The organism is Pseudoalteromonas sp. 3D05 (genome assembly GCF_002723455.1).
Classification (GTDB): Bacteria; Pseudomonadota; Gammaproteobacteria; order Enterobacterales; family Alteromonadaceae; genus Pseudoalteromonas.
This window is the reverse complement of record NZ_PDUS01000005.1, coordinates 1-24,032: the sequence shown is the minus strand read 5'-3', so window position 1 is coordinate 24,032 and position 24,032 is coordinate 1. Positions and strand designations below refer to the sequence as shown.

Here is a 24,032-nt window from a genome sequence, read left to right as displayed (position 1 = left end):
AGTGAATTAGAGTGTCAGTGTCAGTGTCAGTGTCAGTGTTTCAAGCCTATCGAGGCTTTCATAAAAAAGCCAACAACTAAGTTGGCAATATATTAACGCTTACTTAATTCTGCTTGCAGCCTAGCTTTTGTTTCTTTTAGGTAATTTATATAAGGGTATGAGTCATCTGCGATTGCTAAAGCAGATTCCATCTGTTCAAGTGCTTGACGAATATCACCTTGCATTTCATAACCATAAGATAGAGCTGAAAGCGCATCAACTGATTTTGGGTGGTTTTTTATATTGTACTTAAACACCTCTATAGCGCGGGTAAACTGCTTGCTGTCCGTTAGGTTGTAACCAAGTAATCTAACAGCACGATCGGGGGGAGATACCTGCTCACCCCATTGCTGAGACAATGTTTTGTAGTATGTATCAATAGAGGTTACATCGTCAGTTAAAGCACTTATTGGCATTTGTTTAGGTAAAAATAAGTGGTAATAAGCATTAAATGCGCCAGCAGCAGAAGTTAAGTTATGCGAGATGCCATCAAACGCATCACTAAAAAAGCGTAACCCTCGTACTTTATACGATTGTAGTGATTGCTGTAATTCATCGTACCTTTCACGCATTATGCCGGCTTCTTCGCCGATATTCATATAAACGTAACTATTAAGCTCTTTGTTTTTAGCGATAAACGACTTTGTGCTTTTTACTGACGCGCCATAGTTCCACCATACCGCAGGACTATAAGCAATGTGCGCTTGGAATAACTCAGGTTTGGCTTGCAACGCGTATAGCGCAAATACACCACCAGCAGATGCGCCAGCAATCACTTTATAATTATGCGTACGATAGTTTTTATTTACTAAAGGAATAAGTTCTTGTTCAAAGAACGCTAAAAACTTTGCCGCGCCGCCCCCTTCACCGACAGGACCTTGCGGCTCTTTATTCACTGTAGGATAAAAATCTCGGAGTCGATTAGTGTTTTCAATAGCGACAAAAATAACCTCAGGCGCACGATTATCATTTTGTAAACGCTCAATGACAGCACTGGCAAGCGGTATATTACCCGCACCATCTAAGCGATATATTACCGGATAAACTTTATCGGACTCAGCTTGGTAGCTTTTAGGCAATTGAACGACAACTGTGCGTTCTTCGTTTAAAACAGCCGACTTAAATGTATGTGTGTGCACAGAGTAATCAGCACTTTGCTGTTTAGTGCCAGATTGTGCAAAGGCACTTTGTGAACTAAAAATACTAAAGCTAATAAAACACAGAACAGCAAATAAACGCATAACTAATCCCTTAGAGAATAATGAGTTACTTAAGCTAACAGAGTTTCAGGCATAAAAAAAGGCGCATTGAGCGCCTTTTTAATTTTTATTCTTGATTTACCAACCTATTGATTTTACTCAACAGTAACCGATTTTGCTAGGTTACGTGGTTGGTCAACGTCTGTGCCTTTAATTACCGCTACGTAGTACGACAGCAACTGTAGTGGAATTGTATATACAACAGGGGCAATCACGTCATCTACGTGGTTTACGTTGATAACACGCATTGTATCGTCTGATGCGAAGGCTGAGTCTTTATCAGCGAATACATAGATAATACCGCCACGCGCACGGACTTCTTCAACGTTTGACTTAAGCTTTTCAAGCAATTCATTGTTTGGTGCTACAACAATAATTGGCATGTCAGCGTCAATAAGCGCTAATGGGCCGTGTTTAAGTTCACCAGCTGCGTAAGCTTCAGCGTGAATGTATGAAATCTCTTTAAGCTTAAGCGCGCCTTCCATCGCGATTGGATATTGTGAGCCGCGACCTAAAAACAGTGAGTGATGCTTATCAGCAAATTCTTCAGCTAAATCTTCGATGCCATCAGCTAGCAATAACGCTTCTTCTAATTTGTTTGGCAGCGTTTTAATCGCGTTAACAATCACGCTTTGATCTAAGCCTTTTTCTTGCGCTACAGACGCAGTAAGCATTAACAAACCAACTAATTGTGTGGTAAATGCTTTAGTAGACGCAACACCAATTTCAGCGCCCGCTTTGGTCATAAAGGCTAAGTCAGATTCACGCACAAGTGATGAACCTGGCACGTTACAAATGGTCATTGAGGCCATGTAACCTTGCTCTTTCGCTAAACGAAGTGCAGCTAATGTATCGGCTGTTTCACCTGATTGTGAAATTGTCACAAGTAGGCTATTTTCATGCACGAACGATTGGCGGTATCTAAATTCAGAGGCAATCTCAACATTGCAGCTCACACCAGCAAATTGCTCAAGCCAGTAGCGAGCAACCATACCTGAGTGATACGAAGTACCACAGGCAATAATTTGTACGTGTTTCACGTCTTTGAAAATTTGCTGCGCACTGTCGCCAAAAGCATCAATAGCAACGCGGTCGTCATTTAAACGCCCGTCTAATGTATTACGTACAGCAAGTGGCTGCTCGTAAATTTCTTTTAGCATGTAGTGGCGGTATTCACCTTTACCTGATGCATCTTGCGTGATGTTTGATTCAATTACTTCGCGCTCAACAGCGTTACCGTTTGCATCAAAGATTTCTACACTGTCACGAGTAATACGTGCTACATCGCCTTCTTCAAGGTAAATAAAGCTGCGTGTTACTGGTAATAATGCTAACTGATCAGAGGCAATAAAGTTTTCACCAAGGCCTAAACCAATTACTAGCGGGCTGCCTGAACGAGCCACGATAATTTCGTTATCGTTAGCTTTATCAAATACCACTGTACCAAAAGCACCTTCAAACTGTTTCACAGCCGCTTGCACTGCCGCTAATAAAGTTGTGTGCTGCTGGCGAAGCTGATGAATTAAATGCACCATTACTTCGGTATCAGTATCTGATAAAAACTCATACCCGTCGCCTTTAAGCGCTTCACGCAGGCTCGCATGATTTTCAATAATGCCATTATGTACTAAGGCAATTTCACTGTTTGAGATATGTGGATGAGCGTTTGCTTCTGTCACACCGCCATGAGTTGCCCAGCGTGTGTGCGCGATACCGGTCGTGCCTTTTACACCCGCAGTCTCAAGAGCACTGTCAAGGTTTGCTACTTTACCAACCGCTTTTACAGTGTTCAGCGTGTTGCCTTCTAAAAGCGCTACACCCGCTGAGTCATAACCACGGTATTCAAGGCGTTTTAAACCTTCTACTAAAATTTTATTTACTGGACGTTCTGCAACTGCCCCAACGATTCCACACATAATATTCTCCATTTGCACGTGCCAAAATTAAATTTTAGGCCGTATGTGTTGTCATAATGATTAAAAGATAAAAGCAAATGTTGTCGGTTTGCCTTTAACTAAATTGAAAATTGCTATTCAACCTCGGCACAAACTAACTTTACACCGCATGCTTCAAGTGCCTTGCGGGTATCAAGCGCAAGGCCACTGTCGGTGATAAGTGTTGTTACACTTTGCCAAGGTAGTTCTAAATTAGGTATTCGGCGTCCAATTTTTTCAGACTCAACCAACACGATTACCTCACGAGCGGCTTCAGCCATTACTTGGCTTAGCCCTACTAACTCATTAAAGGTCGTAGTTCCTCTTTCAACATCAATGCCATCTGCACCAATGAATAACTGATCGAAGTCATAAGAGCGTAAAACATTCTCAGCTACTTGGCCTTGGAACGACTCTGAATGCGGGTCCCAGGTTCCTCCGGTCATCAATAATGTTGGCTCATTTTCTAATGAAAGCAATCGGTTAGCTACATTGATAGCGTTAGTCATCACCACTAACCCACGCTTCTTAGCCAGCTCTGGGATCATCGCTGCTGTAGTGCGGCCACTGTCTATAATGATGCGGTTGTGATCTTTGATAAGGCTAGCTGCGGCTTGAGCAATTGCCATTTTGCGAAGCGAATCGCTATTTGCCACGATTTCTTGCGGTAATGCAATGGCACCACCGTAGCGGCGAAGTAATAAGCCGCTTTTTTCAAGCGCAGTTAAATCTTTTCGAATGGTTACTTCAGACGTTTGAAATTGCTCAGCCAGCACCTCTACACTCACTTCGCCTTGTTCATTTACTTGGCTTAGAATAGTGTGTCTGCGCTGTTGAGTGTTTCGTTTGGTCATTAAATACCTAATAATAAGTTTCGTTTCGAAAGAAGTGAGATTTTAAACGAAACAAATACATTTGTATATGGACAATTTTTAATCTTGCACGTTATTTTAATTTCCTGCACAATGGTTAAGTAATAACAATATAAAAACAATAAGTTAAAGGAATAATTATGAAACTAATACTTACATTATGCTTAAGTATTTTCAGTTCATCTGTATTAGCAGGTGCCACACCTTGGCTAGATTTCTCGTTAGAAAATGGTCACATAAAAGTACCCACCACCGTATCAGGTATACCTAGTAAAGCTGTTTTAGATACTGGCGCCCAATTGAATGGTATTAATCCTCGCTTTATTAGTAAGAACGAGCTCAACCTCAATAAAGGGGGTAAAACACGGGTGCGTGGAGTGTACGGTATTGAAGATAAAACCACATATAATAACGTGCCTATCAATTTATTTGGTATGGAGACCACAATTAATGATGCGGTAGAAATAAACCTAGGTCATCATGAAAATTCGTTGCTCTTTGGTGCTGGGTTTTTCCGACAATTTATAATGCAACTTGATTATCCAAATCAAAAAATGCGCTTGGTCACTCATGATGCTTTGGACTTGGGTAAAATAAAAAATATTAAGATGGAAAAACAAAAAGGATCTGGCATGCCTATTGTTGAAGTTGAGCTGGGCGAAGGTAAATCAATTTGGTTGATCCTCGATACCGGCAACAACGGCGGAATAATAGTCAACCGTAACGTAGCCCGTAGAATGGGTTGGATTGAAAATATTGATCGGGAATCACAAGTCAGCAGAGGTGTAACCACCAGCGCTATAACTGAAAACTTTCGTATCCCTTGGTTAAAGTTTGGCCCTTTTGAAATGGAAAATGTACACGTTAGTATTCCTGACGAAGGTGAAACAGCAAACCTTAATAGTCAGTTTGAAACAACAAACACACGTATTAAAGGTCGAAATGTACAGGGCCTTATTGGGTACGATGTGTTAAAACATTTTTTAGTTACTATTGATTATAGACGTGGCCACGCCCACATCGGTTTGCCAGAAGAGTCATAATGCACACACAATTTAACAGCTTAAATAAAAGTACCCGCGAGTCACGCAAAGCCGCTCATGAAATATGCCGCTTATTTAATAAAAGCCCAAGTAAAGGCAACTTAAAACGCATAACAGGACTGTTTGCTAACTCCGGCTCAGGCGTCATTATTGAAGCTGGCTTTCATTGTGATTATGGCTCACAAATACAAATTGGTGATCGTACTTTTATAAACATTAACTGCACTGTGTTAGATGCGCCAATTAATGAAGGAGCCATAAGCATTGGCGAAGATTGTTTGATCGGCCCAAATGTTCAGCTATTAGCGGTATCGCATGCTGTTAATCCCACAGAGCGGCTCAATAAAGAAAACTTTGCTGCGCCGATTACAATCGGCAATAACGTGTGGATTGGGGCGGGAGTTATCGTTTTAGCGGGTGTTAGCATTGGCGATAACGCTGTAGTGGGCGCTGGGTCGATAGTGACCAAAGACGTGGCTGCGAACACTGTTGTTGCCGGTAACCCTGCGATAAAGCTTAAAGATATTTAATTATATATTGTAGGTCGTCGTTTACGGCGACAACTCCCTGCGATATTAAATTTACAAATATACTGAATTCCAATACGGATAATCACCAATTCTAGCGACCAACTTACGCCTCAAAGGGTTTGCAGCAATATATCTTGCTATTTCAACCCTATTTTCTTCTTCTCGCAGCGCATGATCATAATACGCTCTTTGCCATACAGGCTGATTTAAATCTCGTCGTTTATTAACTTCCCGAGCTGATGCGCCTTTCAAGTGGCCCACTACAACCCCTAATTCACTATTTTTAAGCTGCAACAAGCCATGGAAATGATCAGGCATTAAAACCCAAGTTAACCAACAGCATTGATACTTGAGCTCATTATTAGCAATACATCTACAAAAAGTATTGGCAAGATCGGAATTACTAAAAACTCTTTCTCTGCGGTTGCATGTAAATGTAATGAAGTACTCACCTGATTGAATTGATACGCGCCCTTTCTTTAAGTTACTCCAGCTCATTTGATAAATCCCTTTTCCTAAAGCAGAAATAAAATATAGCCTATTTACGCGCTAAAGCACGTCCTACACCTTTCTACAACCTTGTAGGTCGTCATTTATGGCGACGATAACATAAACACTTAAGTTACACTTTACGCGCTAAAGCACGACCTACATCTTTCTATAACCTTGTAGGTCGTCACTTATAGCGACATTGTTTACTTATCTACTCGTCGCGTAAAACAAGCGCTGGCCGTGTACTGGCAGCTTTAAATGCAAGACTTGCAACGGTCAGCCAAGTAAACGCACCCACAATGAGCCCCGCCAAGCCATATACCCAAATAGTTTGCTCAATACGGTCGTTAAAACCTTGCAACCAGTTATCCATTAGCCAATAAGCTAGAGGTAAAGCAATTGCCGCCGCTGCGAACACTATGATTAAAAACTCACGGGCAAGTAGATTAACTAAATTTAAACGGGTTGCGCCCAACACTTTTCGCATGGCTAATTGCTTTTGCTGACGTTTTGCTGCAAATGCCGCTAGTCCAAATAAACCTAAGCAACTCAAAAGCATCGCCAGCGCAGAGAAATTTCGAATAAGCACAAACAAGTCTTGCTCGACACGATAAACTTTGGCTAAATCTTGTTGCATTAGGCTAAATTGGGGTTCGACGGTTAAATTAAATTGTTTTAAAAGCTCTCGTAGCTGATTCAATAATTGAGGAAAGTTTGCTTGCTCGGTGCTTATCACTAATCTAATTGTTGATTGTGAGCTATACCCTGCTGAAAATGACACAGGCAGCCAGTCGTCTTTTGCCGAGCCCACTTTAATGTCTTTTACTACGCCAACAATGGTTGCATTGATATTGCGGTAGAGCCCTTGAACTTGCAGTCCCACTACCTCACTCACATTCTCATAGCCAGCACGTTTTGCCATTTGTTCGGTCACCAAAATGGCCATTACCTGAGATGCATCCTCACCCTGCCGCGTATTTGACTCTTCATTGGCATAATGCAACCAATCGCTTTGAAATTGCGGTGAAAAATCTCGCCCAGCAAGTAATGTCAGACCCAAGGTTTCGACGGCATGGAAGCCTGTACCTATGGTCGGTGGCAGTTCGCTCTCTTCATAGCCGTTTGGCCAGCGAAAATAATAGCTTTCAAGAATGCTGTCGGTTAAATCTGTGTCCGTGGTGGTCACTTGCACGACACCGGGCAGCGCACGGATCTCATTGAGTATCGCGTGCTCTTTTATCATCAATTGCTTGCTGCTTAAATCGTGTATCACAATGCGATCTGTCGCATCATAACCAACCGACAAGCTTTGCAAGAACTTTAACTGTTGCAAGCTCACTAACGTACAAACAATTAAAGCCATTGCCATGGCTGCTTGAAAGACTAATAAACCTTTACGCACCATCTGACCTGTTTGCAATTGCCCTGCAAGTAATATTTTTAGCGGTGCGCGTGCCACACAAAAAGCCGGATAAGCACCAGATATAAAAGCCAATAAAGACACCACACCCAATATAGCTAGCAATTGTGACCAGCCCCAAACTAGCTGCAATGGGCGGTTTGCAAAGCTACTAAAACTTGGTAATAACATCTCAACCCAACACAACGCTAACACCGTAGCAAGGGAAACCATTAGCAAAGCTTCTAACAAAAATTGGAGTATTAATTGTCGCTTACTGGCCCCCAAGGTTTTGCGCATGGCAATTTCTTTGCTGCGGTAAAGCAATTGCGACACCGCAATATTAATGTAATTGGCTGCGGCAATGGCGAGTAGTAACACGCTCAATACCAGGCTCAAGTTCACTAAAAAAGCCGACCCGCCAGGTTTAAATTCAAAGGGAGAATGGGCTTTAAAATACACGTCTCGCATCGACACTAAACGATATTCAAGTTGGCTATTCTTTAATTGATATTTTTCAATAAGACTTCTAGCTAACTGCTTTTCTATGCCTTTTAAATCAGCTCCTTGCTGAGTTTTTAGATAAACATAACTCGATATATCGTTATGTTCGGTGAAATCAACAGACACTAAAGCATGAAACAAAAAGTGGCTGTTATCGGGTAAGTCATTAAAAACAGCACGCACAGTGACACTTTTCTCGCCCATCAATAAGGTTTGTTCGAACGCATTGCTAACACTCCCGAATAACCTTACAGCCTCACTTGCACTCAAGGCGATTTGATTGGGCTCTGAGAGCGCTTGTTCAAGATTGCCAGCCATCACATTAAGGTGAATAAAATCACGTAAATTGGCCGAAGTGCCATACACATTTCGCAGCTTAAACGCTTGCCCAGCCACTTTAATATGATCAGTAAATAAATCACTATCGACCACATCTGCCAGCACCAATAAGCCACTTACATCACTACGTGAAGACACTGCTTGCGCAATGCTTACAATCGTTAAGGGAATCTCTTCTAAACCCGGTACCTTTACATCAACATGCAGACGATAAACTTGCTGGTGCTCGGGCTGCATTTCATCAAACGACAATTCATACTCTGCGAATAACGCCACTAACAGAGCTGCAGCAAGACCAATACTTAACCCTAAGACACTCAATAACGAATAAAGCTTATATTGCTTGAATACTCTAAATGCTGTTGTTACATGTGATATCAACATATCTAACCTATAAGACCTTGTTCTCACCCAAAAATGGCCTACCTGTTACTCCGATAGACCATGGTTTTGGCTAATAAATTTTACTTACTCATAACGTAACGTCAGCGATGGCCTCGTACTGGCGGCTTTAAAGGCGATGCTTGCAACCGTCAGCCAAGTGATCGCAGCAACACTCAAAGCTGCAACCAAATAAACCCATAGCGCTTGATCAACCCGCTCGTTAAAGTTTGCGAGCCAGTCACCCACCAGCCAATAAGTTAGCGGGTATGCTATGGCCACACTGCCAAGCACTAAAATTAAAAACTCTTTTGCCAGTAGATTCATAATACTGATGCGTGATGCGCCAAGCACTTTGCGTACAGCGACTTCTTTTTGGCGACGAATCGTGGCAAATGAAGCTAAACCAAAAGTACCTAAGCAAGTTAAGAACACTGCAAGGCCAGTAAATATAAGTACGACAAGAGAAACACGCTCATCACCTTTTAATACCGCTTTATAGTTTTCAGCTAGCAGGTTTATTTTTGGCTCATAAATATTAGACACTTCAGCTAAAGCTGTGATCACTGCTTGTTTTATAGCAGGGAGGTTTTGCACGTTCACGGTTAAAATTACTTCAGATACTGGTGTTAAATAGTTATAACCACATAAAAACATAATGTTAGAATTCGCATCTTGTGCATTACCAACCTTTACATCTTTTACAACACCAACAACTTGCATATCCACATTACGCCCTGTGTCTTTAATTTTTTGTCCAACAATATCAGCCACATTGCTATAACCAGCCTGCTTGGCAACGGTTTCTGTAATAATTGTACCTACTGTTGTAACCCCGTTTGCTCGCGTCGCCCAGTCTGAGGAAAACTCACGGCTAAAGTCTCTACCAGCAATTAGCGTAAGGCCTAGCCCTTTTACAACATCAAAACCAGAACCTATCACAGGGGTTATTCCACCTGAAAATTCACCATTGGGCCAAGTAGGCTGTAATGTATTATTAATTGAAACGGTTAAACGAGTATCAATAATCGTTGCTTGCTCTACACCATCTATAGCCGTCAAGCGATTAATTAGTGCGCTAGGCTGCTGCGTAAATACCGATTGCACCGGCAACTCTGAAACCACTAAGCGTTGCTGCGTTTGATAGCCTAAAGGAAGACTTTGTAAGTGAGATAATTGTTTTAACAACGTAACCGATGCAATGATCAAACCGATTGCTAATGATGCTTGCAAGGTCAATAAACATTTACGTACCCAAATGGCCGTATTACCGCGTTGTAAATCGCCACTTAACACTCGTTTTGCGCTAAATGATGAGATAAACAATGCCGGGTACAAACCTGCAAGTATGCCTACAGCAATAACAACAGCCATAATGCCCAAACCAAAGGCTGAAAAATAACTCACTATCAGTTCACGATCGACCAGCTGGTTAAAGCTTGGCAATAACAGTTCCACTAACACACAGGCAATAATCATCGACAATAGAGCAACCAAAGTAGATTCAGCTAAAAACTGTGTTACTAACTGCAGCTTACTTGCGCCAAGTGCTTTGCGCACCCCTACTTCTTTGGCGCGCTTTGCAGACTGTGCCACCGTCATATTGATAAAGTTAAAGCCAGCAATCAAAATAAGTAACACGCTCAACCCTGCACAAATCGTTACAACTTGCTTTGCGCCGCCTGCTTTCATTTCAAATGGCGATTTTGCTGTTAAATGTAAGTCTAGTAATGGGTGTAACTCAATGGCAACTTGACCCGCCATTTGCCCATTGAAGTACTGTTTAGACAATGTATCAGCGAGTGCTTTTGGATCTGCTTGCGGCGCCAAACGCATATAAACATAACTGCTATTAACCATCAGGTTATTTGGATCATGTTTTACATATACGAGGTTTTTAAATGCAAAGTGAGTATTGCTTGGTAAATCTGCAAACACCGCCCGTACAGTATATTGCCCTTGTTCGTGCTGTAGCGTGTTACCAATAACATTTATTGTACCGAAAATTCGCAGTGCTTCAGATTCACTTAGAGCCAAGCTCTCAGGTGTACTCATTGCATTTTTTAAATCCCCTGCCAATGTGTTTATATTGATAAAGTTCTCAATATTTGGCGTTGCCCCATACAAGTCATTAAGTTTAAAACCCTGATCCCGGTACTGCACGTCAACCATAGCTTCTCGAGTCAGCGATACCATCGTCAAACCAAACACTTCTTCTACTTGGCTATATTCAGTGGCTTTTGCCGCTTGAGAATAATTGAAAATAGGAATAACTGATAACCCTAACTTTGAGTAATCTTGGCCTACACGGTAAACACGTTCAGCGTGAGGTTGCTGACTATCGTATGACAACTCGTTTTGTGCAAACAGTGCCACTAAAATTGCCGCAGCTAAGCCGATACTTAGCCCTAAAAGGTTTAGGATAAAATGCTGTTTTTGTTGCTTAAATGATCTTAAAGCAGTGACTAAATAATTAATAAACATATTAAGCAACCTCAACAACGGCTTGCTGCGCAATATTTGCTTTATCAAGCATCACTTGGCCATCCAATAGGCGCACTAAGCGATCAGCATAGGCACCCTCTTTTTCTGAGTGAGTCACCATAATAACCGTGGTGCCCTCGCGGTTTAATTCGCGTAGCATCGCCATCACTTCATCACCGTTTTTAGAATCGAGGTTACCGGTTGGCTCATCGGCTAAAATTAGCTTGGGATTAATCACTAATGCACGCGCAACGGCTACCCGCTGCTGCTGACCACCCGACAGTTGCTGTGGTAGATGCTCGCCGCGGTGATCAATACCCACGCGCTTTAAAATGGTTTCTACGCGTTGCTTACGCTCACTTTTTGATATTTTTTGATACTGCAATGGCAACTCTACGTTTTCATAAACTGTTAGCTCATCAATCAAGTTAAAGCTTTGAAATACAAAGCCAATTGATTCTTTACGTAGCTCTGCTAGTTGCTTTTCGCTATAGCCTGCAATGTCAGTTCCCGCAAAATCAAAGTTGCCTGAGGTCGGTGAATCAAGCATACCCAAAATAGAAAGCAGCGTTGACTTACCACAGCCAGATGGCCCCATTATCGCTAAAAAATCGCCTTCGTTTACAGTTAAGTTGATATTGCTTAGCGCTGTTGTTTCAACATCTTGAGTACGAAATACGCGGCTTAAATTAGTTAGTTTGATCATTGTTATTATCCTTAAAATTGTAATTGCTGTGCTTTGTCAAAGTTGCTGTAGCTTGAGGTAATTACTTGATCCCCAGCATTGAGCCCTTCAAGCACTTCAAAATAGTGTTGATTCTTTTTGCCTAGGCGGATATCACGGCGCACTGCTTTATCACCGCCTTGTTCGATTACATAAACCCAGTTACCGCCCGAGTTAGTAAAAAAAGCCCCGCGTTTAAGCAGTAAGGCATTGTTATTGTCATCCCCTAGCATTAACTCAATATCAATGCTTTGGCCGCGCTTAATGCTTTTAGTGTTACTGGGTAGGTCCACTTCTACTTGAAATTGTGACTGCTGTACGCGGCTATCGATTTTGCTCACTTTTGCATTCACCGTGCCGCTTTCAAGCTCAATCATTACCGCCATGTCACGCTGTACTTGGTTTAAATAAAATTCATCCATGCGCACCACTAATTTATATTCATTAGGAATATCTATTTGGCCTAACCGCGCACCACTGTTTTTAGATTCGCCAATTTCCACATCAAGCTCGCTTAAATAACCCGATACCGGTGCTTTGATTAATAAGTTGTCGAGATTTCGACGCGCAAATTGCAGATTTTTTTCGAGCATTTTAGCGCTGTCTGACAACTGCGCCACTTGCACTTCACGGATTGAATTTTCTTGTTTTTGACGCTCAAGGGTGAGCTCTTTACGGGCTTGGTAATAATTTAAATCTTCTTCGAGCTCAGCTAGTTGGTCTTGCGCCAATACGCCACTTTTAACCAGAGGTTTAGTTTGTTTTAATCGACGTGTTAAATGAGTTATTTTTAATTCGATTTCTAATAAGTCGCGGCGTAAGTTTAACCGGCTGGTTTCCATCATCATCTGCGTATTACGTAAAAAGTTAAGCTGCTCGGTAACTTGTGCTTCACGGCTCATTACATCAAGTTGTAAGTTAGTGTTGCTTAAGCGCACGAGTGGTTGGCCTTTCTCAACATATTCACCTTGCTCGACTAATCGCTCTTCCACTTGACCACCAGCAATGGTATCGAGATAAATACTGGTTTTTGGCACAACTTGACCGCGTAAGCTTAAGGCATCTTTAAAGGCACCTTGTTTAACCGTGCTAACCGTTAAACCACTACGCTCGATATTTTGGCTACGGCCTGTATCACTGCTTTGCGTAAAACCATATGCAGCCGCAGCAACACCTAAAGTAAGAGCTGCAAAAGTAAACTTTTTAAAATACTTTTGCGTAAATGAGCGTTCTATTTTTTTGTCCATGTCGACTACCTTGATACAGGTTTAATTTAACTAATTACCTATTGTTATTACAAAGCGTGTGCCAACTTTAATTAACCAATAAAATCAACCGCTTAATTACAAATTAAGTTTTTGAACTAATTATAGTGTCCGTTTATAGAACACTTTGTTATCTTATGAACGTCCATTTATGGACACTGCCCCCTTTTTGTTTTAGGCTAAATAAAACTCTATAAGAATAAAAAACATGAAACACACAGGCTCTCTTCTAATTGTTGATGACAACCCAGACATTCTCATTGCAGCACGTTTATTGCTAAAGCAGCATTATCAAAGTGTTAAAACCACAGACAATCCATTTGACATTGCAGGCATCATTAACGAGCAACGCAAGCTCGAGCAGCCCGTTGACGTAATACTGCTTGATATGAACTTTACCCAAGACTCAATCAGTGGCAAAGAAGGCTTTTATTGGTTGAAAAAAATTATCGAACAAGACGCTAATATCGTTGTTTTATTAATGACCGCTTACGGCGATATTCAATTAGCCGTAGATGCAATTAAAGCGGGGGCCTCTGATTTTATTGCCAAGCCTTGGCAAAACGAGCAATTACTTGGCGCAGTCGCCGCTGCATTTTCACACGCCAAAGACAAACAGCAAGTGGGCAAATTAACGCGGCAAAAACAAGGGTTAAACCAAGCCTTAAACACGCCCAATTTTGAGTTCTTAGGTCAAAGCAATGCGATGCAGCAGGTGTTTAGCACCATAGAAAAAGCAGCTCAAACTGATGCCAACATATTAATAACCGGTGAAAGTGGCACAGGGAAGGAGTTGACCGCGCATGCCATTCATCAAGCAAGTATGCGCCACAATCAAACCTTTATGAGTTTAGATATGGGTGCAGTAGCGCAGAATTTATTTGAAAGTGAACTATTCGGCCACAAAAAAGGCGCGTTTACTGATGCTAAAGCCGATCGCATTGGTAAATTTGAGCTTGCCCACGGTGGCAGTTTATTTTTAGATGAACTGGGTAATTTACCCCTAGAGCATCAAGCCAAATTACTGGCTGCACTGCAAAATAGACAAATAACGCCCGTTGGCAGCAGTAAAGCCGTTGATATTGATATCCGCCTTATTTGCGCCACTAACGACAACCTTGATCAAGCCGTCGCAGAGGGGCGTTTTCGTCAAGATTTATTGTATCGGATAAACACCGTTGAAATTCGCCTTCCGGCATTACGGGAGCGCAGCGATGACATTCCATTATTAGCTAATTACTACCTAAAACACTTTGCGCAAAAATATAAACGCAGCTTAACCATTAGCGATGATGATATGAGTGCGCTTTGCCAATACGCGTGGCCTGGTAATGTGCGAGAGCTTGCCCACGCTATAGAGCGTGCGGTTATTTTAACTGAAGGGGATAAACTCGATATAAGCTCAGTGGTTGGTAATTCAACATCAGTTAGTACTGACGAGAAAATCCAAAGCACGGAGGTTTTAAACAATGTAGCGCAGTACGACACTTTTGATTTAGACATACTTGAACAACGCACAGTTCGCGCAGCACTTAAGCACCATCAAGGTAATGTGAGTCATGCAGCCAAAGCACTGGGTTTAACCCGCGGTGCCATGTACCGCCGCCTTGAAAAGTACGGGCTATAATTATGCGGGCTAATTTATTGCTTTCGTTTAGTATCACCACACTTATAAGTGTAAGTGCGTTGCTTAGTTATGTATTACAAACGCATGGTTTTTCAGCGACGACATTGTTAATAATGCTAGTCGCAGCAGCATTAATAGCGCATATTTTTACGCTGTTTAAGCGCCAACAAAAACAAGCCGAAATGGTGATCCGAGCCTTAGCCAATGGCGACAGCACCTTGGGGCTTGGTCAACAACATCCAATGCTTAAGCAATTTGAACAAGTAAAAACGCAAATGCAAACGGCACGTTTTAATGCCGAGCAACAAGCACAGTTTTTACAAGCTTTGCTCATCCATGTTGATTTAGCTGTTATGGTATGTGATGACAACGGCGAGGTGATCGAATCAAACCCAGCCGTTAGTAAGTTACTGGGGAAGAGTTTTCGACATTTACATGAGTTAGGGGCTGTAGGTGAGTTAATCTTAAACGCCAGTCATAATCTTCGCAGCACCTCCTACTGGCAAAATGGCGAGCAGCACGACACTCTCTCAATTCAACTTAGTATCGCCGAAATTCAAGGTAAAGTTCGTCGTGTAGTGAGCCTACAATCAATTCACGACCAGTTACAACTTAAAGAACAACAAGCGTATAAACGCTTAACTAAAGTGCTCACTCACGAAATTGCTAACTCTATTACGCCACTTTCATCGCTAGCTGATACTTGTAGCAATTTACTGCCACAAGAGCTATGTTTTGATGAGCTTGAAGATAAACAAGACTTACAACTTGCGCTAAACACGTTAGCATCAAGAACCGCTCATTTAGGGGATTTTATTGCTCGTTTTCGCCAAGTTAGCAGCTTACCTAAACCCAATTTAACACCGGCAAATTTAGCCGATATGCTAACGCGTATTGTCGCTTTACATCAACAACAAGCACGCGTTCAACACACCCATATCGAACTGTCGATTAAAAATCAGCAGTTAGTCATGCTTGATAGCTGCCAAATAGAACAGGTATTAGTAAACTTAATAAAAAATGCACTTGAAGTACTACAGAGTAACCAAAAGTACAGCGCAGAGAAAGCCGTTCAACCAAGGATCGAAATCAGCTTGGCGCAAAACACTAGCCAGCAACTTTATATAGAAATCAACGACAACGGCCCAGGTATCAGTGAGCATGTGATAGATATGATCTTCGTGCCATTTTTTACCACCAAGCAACAAGGCTCCGGCATTGGCCTTAGCCTCTCTCGGCAAATAATGCTCAACCACGGTGGCGATTTAATTTATGTACCAAAACCACAAGGCGCATGCTTTAGGTGTGTGTTTGGTTGAGTGTAGAACACTATTTAAGGTGACAACTCATTAGCATTGGCACTTTCGCGCTAAAGCACGACCTACAAAATTGCACGGCATGTCTCGTAGGTCGTCGTTTCAGCGATAGTTAATTTGCAATACACATAATTAAATCAACCTAAAGATCAGCGGGCTTACCAATATTAGCCCGCAACCAAAGCCCACTTTAACTTGCCATGCTTTATATTTACCTGTGACTTTAATCCCTAACAGTGGGCTTAATAAGTCGATACGGCGCGCAGCAATAAACACCAGCCAACAAATAATGAAAGTGAGGCTGAGTATAAGTAATGGCTCCACAAAACCACCTAATTGCAGCTTCGACAAATGAAACGCAAGGCCAATAATTACACTTTGATGCAATAAATAAAAAGGGAATACTGCACCGTTTAATAAAGCCAGTTTAGGGTGATCGTGATTCAAAAAACGTTGTGCTAGTGCCAGCATTAACAACACGCCCATTAATCGTTGCGCAGTATACAGCATATCCATGCTGGTAATTTGCCATTGGCTAGCAGCAGGGTTTTGCCAAATCGTGTTGTAACACAGTACAACAACCATATAACCAAACGTAAATACCACGAATAGCACTCGCCAATGACGAAGTAGCTGACTATAAAATGAAGGCTGCCACGCAAGCAAGTAACCATAAAGTAAGAACAGCGCGCCCATGGGGTATCGAAAAGTATCACTCGGCCAGCTCAGTTTTAAAATACACAGCGGCAATAGCAATACAATAAAAATAGTCAATAACGAGCGCCCACATAAACGCGTGATTATTGTATGCACAGTAGCGTGATGAAGCAGCGGCATTGCTAGCACCAGCAATAAAGTAAATTGCCATAACGAACGTAAGTACCAAAGGTGATTCACATCGACATGAGGCCAAATCCCTGCTTGATAGCGCTCGAATAAAGGGTTGGTTAAATCAAAGAACTGGCTGTAAAACTGCCAAAAGCCCATAGCTAAACTGGCTTCTTGGCTCATTTGCGCATAAAGCTGAATAGGCACAATAAACCAAATGCCAAACAATAAAGGCAGTAATATTTTTACACTTCTCGTAGTTAAAAACATACCTAGACTAAAGCGCGCAACAATAAAGCGCAGCGCCACACCTGAAATAAACCAAATTAATCCCATCCGCCATGGCGACAATAAAAGCATGATGTTTTCAATACCGCTGGATAAGTACTGACTTTTAAAATGAAAGCCCCAATTTTCACTGTATAACATGCCAGCGTGGTAAAAAATTAATAAGCCAAAGGCAAGTACTCTCAGCCAATCTAAATCATAACGGCGAGATGGTAACTCTTCACCTTGGTTAAACACATTTAACCAAGGTTTTAATAGCGTACGTGTTGTATTTTTAATGACTATTTTAAGATTCATAGAAGATTTAACTTATGAGTAATTAATAACAACTATGGACAACACACCGTGTTAAGCAATCATAAAAGGCTTATAAAACAGTCAATAGGGATAAACGGTGGATATCAGGGATGATATAAACTTGGTGTTTTATCACTCTCTTGCTAGTCTAATTGCGGTCTTTTAAAGAGTTACAATAATAATGATCACTTTATCGCACTTTCAGCGCTATCAAACTTGGTACGCGGCTTTATTTTTATGTAGTTATATTTTTATAAACAACACCATTAATGCCAGCTCAAACATTATGGAAGCCCAACGTGATGGCGCACTTCCTTTTATGATCTGGGAGCCCTTTGTATGGGAATACTCGAGTGCTATTGGCACTTTATTATTGTTTCCGGCTTTAGTTTGGTTACTAAAAGCTAAGCCCTTTAATTGGCAAAAAATCTCTCATTCAATATTACTGTACTTAGTAGCGAGCATTGCTTTTTCGTTATTACATATTGGTATTATGGTCGCTATCCGCAAACTAATTTACACCGTGCAGGGTATGCAATATGACTTTGGGTTAGTGTGGTTTGAGTTACTTTATGAATACCGCAAAGATTTGTGGGGATTCTTATTTTTGATTATTGTTATTAAAACCTATCAATATGTCGTGAGCCAATTAACAGGTGAAGCAGCCCCGATCAGTCAAGGCGAAGATACTGCTGAACATGTAAGCTTAGACAGGCTACTGGTAAAAAAGCTGGGAAAAGAATTTATTGTTCGCGTAGCAGAGGTAGATTGGCTTGAATCAAATGGCAATTATGTAAATCTACATATTGGCGCTCGAATTTACCCTTTTCGTGCAACCATGACACAACTTATAACTCAGTTAGAGCCACAAGGATTTTGCCGTATTCACCGGTCTCATGCGATTAGATTAGACGCGGTTGAATCAATCACGCCATTAGCAAGTGGCGATAGTGAAGTAAAACTCACTACAGGCAAAGTGCTAAACCTGTCACGACGCTATAAAGAACAGTTTAAACAATACTTAAATTCAGCCACCGCACATTTTTAGCTCACCCTATGTTAAGCTTAACGGCTTTAGTTTAGCTGCATTTATATTTTCGGAGTAGTTTAGTACGTGTTTGTAAATCGATTTATCCGCATTCTACCGCTGGTTATTATTTTATCTGGCTGTGAAACCACGCTCAACGCACCACCCCCTGAGCCTAAAAAAACTACAACGCAGCCAACTCCCGTTGTAAAAAATAAGACCGAAGAGGTTGTTGAGCACATTCCACCAATCAGTGCACAAGCACTGGACGATGTATGGGGTCGCATTAAGGCGCAGCTGTCATTTGCTGATTCCAGCCACCCGGCGGTGCAAAAACGCATTGCATGGTACTTAACTCATCCAAATTATATGGATGAAATTAGCCGCCGAGCCGAACCTTACCTTTACTATATTGTAAACGAAGTCGAAAAACGCGGGTTACCCATTGAGTTGGCATTAATGCCGTTGATTGAAAGTGACTTTGATGCCAGTGCGTACTCACATAAACATGCCTCTGGGTTGTGGCAACTAACGCCTGCTATTGCTAAATATTTTAAAGTGCAAATATCCCCTTGGTATGACGGACGTCAAGACGTAATAGACAGTACCCGAGCTGCGTTGGATTTTATGGAATATTTACACAAGCGGTTTGATGGTGACTGGTACCACGCAATTGCGGCTTATAATGTAGGTGAAGGCAGGGTGTTAAGAGCCATCAATAATAATAAAAAGCAAGGTAAGCCCACCGACTTTTTTAGTTTAAAACTGCCTAAACAAACCAGCCAATATGTGCCAAAGCTCCTTGCAGCAGCACAACTTTTAAAAAGTAATAAAATGGTCTTTCCACCCATCAGCAATCAACAGACTATAGTAGCCTTACCCGTCTCTAGTGCAGTTATTTTAGATAACCAAGAAGAATGGCGGTCATTAGAGGGGCTAAACTATGGCGTTATCCGCTTTCCTGCGGTCATTGATGCACCTCACATTGTTGTGCCAGCAAGTAAACAAGCCGAATTTAAGAGTATGTTGGCTAATCAAAAAGAAAACGATTACAGCCAATGGCAGCATTACACAATTCAACCGGGGGATAGTTTAAGCGTGATTGCAAAACGTTATGCAATCAGCGTTAAACAGCTAAAAGCGTTTAATAATTTGAAGACTGATCGCATCCGCGCTGGTAAGAAATTAATACTGCCGATGTTGGCAGATCAACAGGTAGAACACTTAGTAAAGTCAGGCGAAAGTTTATGGAAAATAGCCAAACGCTACAACGTCAGCATTACCAAGCTAAAACAATGGAATAACCTGTCGCGAGATCGTTTGCAAATAGGTGAGAAGTTAACGGTGTTTTTATCTAATAGCTAATTGAAAGGGGGCTGGCAAAGCTGTCAGCCCCTTTCAATTAGGTGGTTTTAGTTTGTTTCATCGTCTTGCGCGTGCCTGCCGTACCAGTTTACTCTGCGCGTCAACATCATTATTAAACTGAGTACCACGAACACCAGTACACTGCCCATTAATAATGCGTAATCCTCTGCACTGAGTAATCCGTATAAAAGACTATAGAGAAATAACACTCCACATAAGAATAGCCCTCCATGTTTGCTATTTTTAAGCATACCCGCAACATAAACACTCAATAGAATTGCTGATGCAAGCGCCGATAATAAATACGCAATATTAAAGCCCAAGTGCTCACTAAGTGAAATCAGTAGTAAATAAAATACCGCTAAAGCAAGCCCGACAAAACCATACTGTACAGGGTGTATTGGCTCATCACGCAGTACCTCGAGCAGAAAGAAGCTCGCAAAAATAAGCACAATAACCAAGATGGCATAATTACTTGCTCGATAATTTTTAAGGTAGTGATTAACACTATCGACTAAATTAACTCCCATGTTACGTTGCTTGAACAAGGTGCACTCATTACGAAATAAACATTGGTTAAATAGCTCTTTTAAATTGGTCGCAAAGTAATTGGTTTGCCAACTCGCAGAAAAGTCCTGTGCCGTAATTGATGACTCGATAGGCAGGTAATCCCCTACAAAACTTGGGTGTGGCCAATCGGCTTGCATTGTCAATGAGCTGTTTTTACCAACCGGTGCAAATGAAAGTTGACGCATACCTTGCAGGTTTAAGCCTATTTGATACGGCAGTACCTCACTTTTGCGAATGGTTTCATAATCAAGCTCTACACGAATCCCTTGTGGTAACTGATCTAGCTGGGTACCGGGGAGTAGTTCATAACTTCGCTCGTTAACATTAATGTGTGATCCTTGTCCTATCCCTCGGATATCAGAAATGGCTAAAATAAGGTTGAGGCGTTTTATCTTTTTGTCCGCTAAGACAGCTAATGCACTCGTTTTAAACCGCCCTTCAAATTGGTTCTGTGAACGATATAACAACGCTTTATAAATACCACGATACTTTTCAAATGTTGCTAGATTACTACTGACATTGAGCGATTCAGGTAAAAGCGTCATATTCATCAATTGCTCGCTCGTTTTACCATCAACCGTAACTGTTTCTAGGTACTGAGCATGAATAAATGGGCCAATAACCTGCTGTTCATCACTGCTACTCTTAGCTATATCAGCCTGAACTTGCTGCTGTAATTCTGATCGCTCATCAATTAGGTTTTGGATCATAAAGATAGGGATCAATAACAACACGATAAGCCCTATTATTATGATCAGTTTGGTTTCTATTTTTTGTTTCACTGTTATGTACTCCATCTATTACATAAGCATAGAGTAACGAAGCTATATGGATTTACTGAGGTGCTTAGATGGAGCTTTTATGGAGTAGGCATATTTATATGAACACGGACGCCATTTTTAGTATTTTTTATGTTGAGCTGCCCTTTATGTAATTTAACGACCTGCTCAACGAAGTTTAGGCCTAATCCAGTGCTTTTTTTACCATTGGCTCTAGGTAGTGAATAAAACCGTTCTGTGATGCGTTCAAGGGCATAGTCTGGGATACAAGGCCCCGTGTTATCAATATAGATTTGAACATAAGATGACTCTTGTATTACCTGAATGTGAATCTCCCCCCCCTCGTTGATAAAGTCCAATGCGTTATCAAAAATATTGTATAGCGCTTGTTGAATTAGAAATACATCTCCTAAACACGCACAGCTAGGGTCGCAGCTAATTACTACTTGTACATTTTGCGTTGTGGTTCTGGCAATAAAAGAATCTTTAATTGCTTCAAATAAAGGTTTTACAAACACCTTCTTTCGCTGTTCAAGTTCAGGAAGCTGCTCTAATTTGGTAAGCGTAAGCAGCTTATCAATTAGCTGCTGCATTCTCACTGTTTCAGACTCAATATTATTTGCAAATAACTGTTTTTTATCTGTGCTTAGGGGAGACTGTAAAATCTCGCTTGCACCTTTGATTGCAGATAGAGGACTTTTTAATTCATGAGTTAGTGTTTGAACATAATGCTCAACGTAACGTTTGCCATCTAACTGATTGCGCATTTTTTCTAGCGCATCACTTAACAAGCTATATTCATAGAAAACCCTAAACCTTGGTTTAGATGCTTTTTCACCTCGCCCCATTTTATCCGCATAGTTTGCCAGCTTATATAAGGCACCATTGATTCGCCAGGCAATCAATGCTCCAACCATTAAGGCCAAAATACTCATCACGACTAACCAACTTAATACACGGTACTTAGACATGTTTATAAAAGGTTGTACAGAGCGATTGGGCTTAGCCACAGTGACTGACCCAATAATATTACCATTATCGATTATGGGCGCAGCAACATGCATGACGGTTGAAAGTGGGTCATCTTGAGCAGTTGCGGTTGAGCGAGCACCGTACTCTCCCCGTAATGTGAGATAAACATCATTCCATTGTGAAAAATCTTTTCCTATATCTTGCTGCCAAGAATCAACAACAACGATTCCCGCAGCATCCGTAATATATATACGGTGATTTGTCCCTTGTTTATTTACCCCCCAGATTTTTGCATTTGGTTGCCTGCTGCCATACGAGTTAACCACATTAGTAAAGTGGCTTTGTGACAGCGTACCACGAGCTAGATCATCTCGCGCCATGACTGCTAGCAAATTAGCCATATCAACCAAGGTTTCCTCGGTAACCTGACGAACCGTAGGCTTAATCTCGCGCATAACCGTTGAACTAACTAAGTAAGTCGTTAGTATCACGAGGATAAAATAAAGCAAAAACAATCTCAGCCCAAGCGGGATTTTAGGCCAACGCTTTAAGCGAGCTAATGAATGCGTGGAGCGTTTAAATAGGTTCATAAAAATAACCAAAGCCTCGCTTAGTATGAATCATGGGCTCATGACATACAGCGCGTAATTTATTTCTAATGGCTTTGATATGACTATCAACATTGCGGCTATATACACTGTCTTGGCATAGTTGTGCTGATGATAGCAGTTGCTCTCGAGAGAATACCTGCTTAGGGGATAACACTAGCTTATCAAGCAATTTAAACTCTAAAGCCGTTAAATTTAACGGGGTGTTATTGAAGTAGTAATCAAAATTATTACTGTACAGACCTGATTGCTCAGTAGAAGTATTTATTTTTTTTTCTCTGACAGTATAAGGCTTTAAACGAAGTTTAACGCGAGCAAGCATTTCTCGAGGGCTAAAGGGTTTAGTGACATAGTCATCTGCGCCAATCTCTAATCCAACAACGCGATCGATTTCATCGTTACGCGCCGTTAAGAAGATGATGGGTAAAGAAGAAAATTCGCGAACTTGCTTACATAGCTCAAAACCATTTGCATCAGGTAAACCAACGTCTAAAATCAGTAAATCTATCTGTGTAGCTTTAATATAACTAAGACCAGCCCCTGCGGTATCGAACCAAACGACGCTAAAGCCATCCATCTCGAGCGTATGAATCAAGGTGTCTGCAATCGCTTTTTCGTCTTCAATGATCACTATCTGCGCCGTTGCCATGCAACTTATTCCTTTACTACAACCTAATAAACACGCTTATAGTTACAGTAAGTAACAAGTCAGTCAATATCCTTTATAAAGATGCTCTTTGAGCACAATGAAGTGGTTAGACGCTTTATTTAAAATCGAGGTGAAAAGTTTAACAGCCTAAGATCCTCTAGCTATTTCACTTCTCTGCAGATACAAAAAGCCATGGTGCGCTACGCAGTAGGATGACCTACTTCATATGCAACGTATGATTGATATTCTTTAATAATGACTAACCGGGCTCTGAAGTGCTCGTCGCGTTTTCTTATCCGTGGGTGTCAAATACTCAACCCACGCTACGGTGTATAGGTTGACGCTGTGAGGGTCGCTACTGCACTTTCTTTCAGACAACAAAAAACCCGTCACATTGCTGTAACGGGTTTCTCTTATTTGGAGCCATGGTGCGCTACGCAG

19 protein-coding genes are annotated in these 24,032 nt (G+C 41.4%); 6 read left to right on the top strand and 13 right to left on the bottom strand.

Translation table 11 applies throughout. The features are described from left to right. Positions 1–92: 92 nt before the first annotated feature. The 3 genes from CSC79_RS06830 to CSC79_RS06820 form a co-directional block, all read right to left on the bottom strand. Positions 93–1,280: an alpha/beta hydrolase-fold protein gene (locus tag CSC79_RS06830; RefSeq protein ID WP_099295094.1), complete on the bottom strand. Its 1,188-nt coding sequence runs from the start codon at positions 1,278–1,280 to the stop codon at positions 93–95. A gap of 113 nt (positions 1,281–1,393) precedes the next feature. Beyond that, complete coding sequence (gene glmS / locus CSC79_RS06825) at positions 1,394–3,214, bottom strand: glutamine--fructose-6-phosphate transaminase (isomerizing) (protein WP_099295093.1); 1,821 nt, start codon at positions 3,212–3,214, stop codon at positions 1,394–1,396. Between the two features lie 113 nt (positions 3,215–3,327). Beyond that, the gene (locus CSC79_RS06820) at positions 3,328–4,086 is read right to left on the bottom strand and encodes a DeoR family transcriptional regulator (protein ID WP_099295092.1); all 759 of its coding nucleotides are present in this window, start codon (positions 4,084–4,086) and stop codon (positions 3,328–3,330) included. Between the two features lie 158 nt (positions 4,087–4,244). On the opposite strand from CSC79_RS06820, the gene CSC79_RS06815 reads away from it, so the two are divergent. Then, positions 4,245–5,147 (top strand): pepsin/retropepsin-like aspartic protease family protein, encoded by a 903-nt coding sequence (locus CSC79_RS06815; protein WP_099295091.1) that lies wholly within the window; start codon positions 4,245–4,247, stop codon positions 5,145–5,147. Continuing rightward, positions 5,147–5,677 carry a sugar O-acetyltransferase gene (locus tag CSC79_RS06810; RefSeq protein ID WP_099295090.1) on the top strand — a complete coding sequence of 177 codons (531 nt, stop codon included), beginning with the start codon at positions 5,147–5,149 and terminating at the stop codon, positions 5,675–5,677. The genes CSC79_RS06815 and CSC79_RS06810 overlap by 1 nt, the downstream gene beginning before the upstream one ends. Positions 5,678–5,728: 51 nt before the next feature. Here the strand turns inward: CSC79_RS06810 and CSC79_RS06805 are convergent, their stop codons facing one another. From CSC79_RS06805 to CSC79_RS06785, 5 genes are all read right to left on the bottom strand, one after another. Continuing rightward, entirely contained in the window at positions 5,729–6,175 is a 447-nt protein-coding gene (locus tag CSC79_RS06805) for a transposase (protein ID WP_099295089.1), read from the bottom strand. 205 nt (positions 6,176–6,380) lie between these two features. Further along, positions 6,381–8,795 carry an ABC transporter permease gene (locus CSC79_RS06800; protein ID WP_099295088.1) on the bottom strand — a complete coding sequence of 805 codons (2,415 nt, stop codon included), beginning with the start codon at positions 8,793–8,795 and terminating at the stop codon, positions 6,381–6,383. 84 nt (positions 8,796–8,879) lie between these two features. Then, complete coding sequence (locus CSC79_RS06795; protein ID WP_099295087.1) at positions 8,880–11,276, bottom strand: ABC transporter permease; 2,397 nt, start codon at positions 11,274–11,276, stop codon at positions 8,880–8,882. A gap of 1 nt (position 11,277) precedes the next feature. Continuing rightward, positions 11,278–11,982: an ABC transporter ATP-binding protein gene (locus tag CSC79_RS06790; RefSeq protein WP_054454271.1), complete on the bottom strand. Its 705-nt coding sequence runs from the start codon at positions 11,980–11,982 to the stop codon at positions 11,278–11,280. A gap of 11 nt (positions 11,983–11,993) precedes the next feature. Next, a complete protein-coding gene (locus CSC79_RS06785; RefSeq protein ID WP_099295086.1) occupies positions 11,994–13,247 on the bottom strand; it encodes an efflux RND transporter periplasmic adaptor subunit in 1,254 nt (417 codons plus the stop codon). Between the two features lie 226 nt (positions 13,248–13,473). On the opposite strand from CSC79_RS06785, the gene CSC79_RS06780 reads away from it, so the two are divergent. Both CSC79_RS06780 and CSC79_RS06775 read left to right on the top strand, forming a co-directional pair. After that, positions 13,474–14,892 carry a sigma-54 dependent transcriptional regulator gene (locus CSC79_RS06780; RefSeq protein ID WP_099295085.1) on the top strand — a complete coding sequence of 473 codons (1,419 nt, stop codon included), beginning with the start codon at positions 13,474–13,476 and terminating at the stop codon, positions 14,890–14,892. A 2-nt stretch (positions 14,893–14,894) separates the two neighbouring features. Then, positions 14,895–16,211, top strand: a complete 1,317-nt coding sequence (locus tag CSC79_RS06775) for an ATP-binding protein (RefSeq protein WP_099295084.1) — start codon at positions 14,895–14,897, stop codon at positions 16,209–16,211. Between the two features lie 129 nt (positions 16,212–16,340). On the opposite strand, the gene CSC79_RS06770 is transcribed toward CSC79_RS06775, so the two are convergent. After that, positions 16,341–17,621 (bottom strand): acyltransferase, encoded by a 1,281-nt coding sequence (locus CSC79_RS06770; protein WP_099295083.1) that lies wholly within the window; start codon positions 17,619–17,621, stop codon positions 16,341–16,343. A gap of 184 nt (positions 17,622–17,805) precedes the next feature. Here CSC79_RS06770 and CSC79_RS06765 point away from each other — a divergent pair, with 184 nt between their 5' ends. Further along, positions 17,806–18,669 (top strand): LytTR family DNA-binding domain-containing protein, encoded by an 864-nt coding sequence (locus CSC79_RS06765; protein ID WP_099295273.1) that lies wholly within the window; start codon positions 17,806–17,808, stop codon positions 18,667–18,669. A 66-nt stretch (positions 18,670–18,735) separates the two neighbouring features. Beyond that, positions 18,736–20,013 carry a LysM peptidoglycan-binding domain-containing protein gene (locus tag CSC79_RS06760; protein WP_099295082.1) on the top strand — a complete coding sequence of 426 codons (1,278 nt, stop codon included), beginning with the start codon at positions 18,736–18,738 and terminating at the stop codon, positions 20,011–20,013. Between the two features lie 47 nt (positions 20,014–20,060). Here CSC79_RS06760 and creD read toward each other — a convergent pair whose 3' ends face one another. The 4 genes from creD to CSC79_RS20185 form a co-directional block, all read right to left on the bottom strand. Next, a complete protein-coding gene (creD, locus tag CSC79_RS06755) occupies positions 20,061–21,365 on the bottom strand; it encodes a cell envelope integrity protein CreD (protein ID WP_099295081.1) in 1,305 nt (434 codons plus the stop codon). Between the two features lie 77 nt (positions 21,366–21,442). Then, positions 21,443–22,924, bottom strand: a complete 1,482-nt coding sequence (gene creC, locus CSC79_RS06750) for a two-component system sensor histidine kinase CreC (protein WP_099295080.1) — start codon at positions 22,922–22,924, stop codon at positions 21,443–21,445. Continuing rightward, a complete protein-coding gene (locus CSC79_RS06745) occupies positions 22,911–23,591 on the bottom strand; it encodes a response regulator (protein WP_099295079.1) in 681 nt (226 codons plus the stop codon). The genes creC and CSC79_RS06745 overlap by 14 nt, the downstream gene beginning before the upstream one ends. A 249-nt stretch (positions 23,592–23,840) precedes the next feature. Then, on the bottom strand, positions 23,841–24,032 hold a 192-nt coding region (locus CSC79_RS20185), incomplete at its 5' end, for a hypothetical protein (protein ID WP_237113977.1).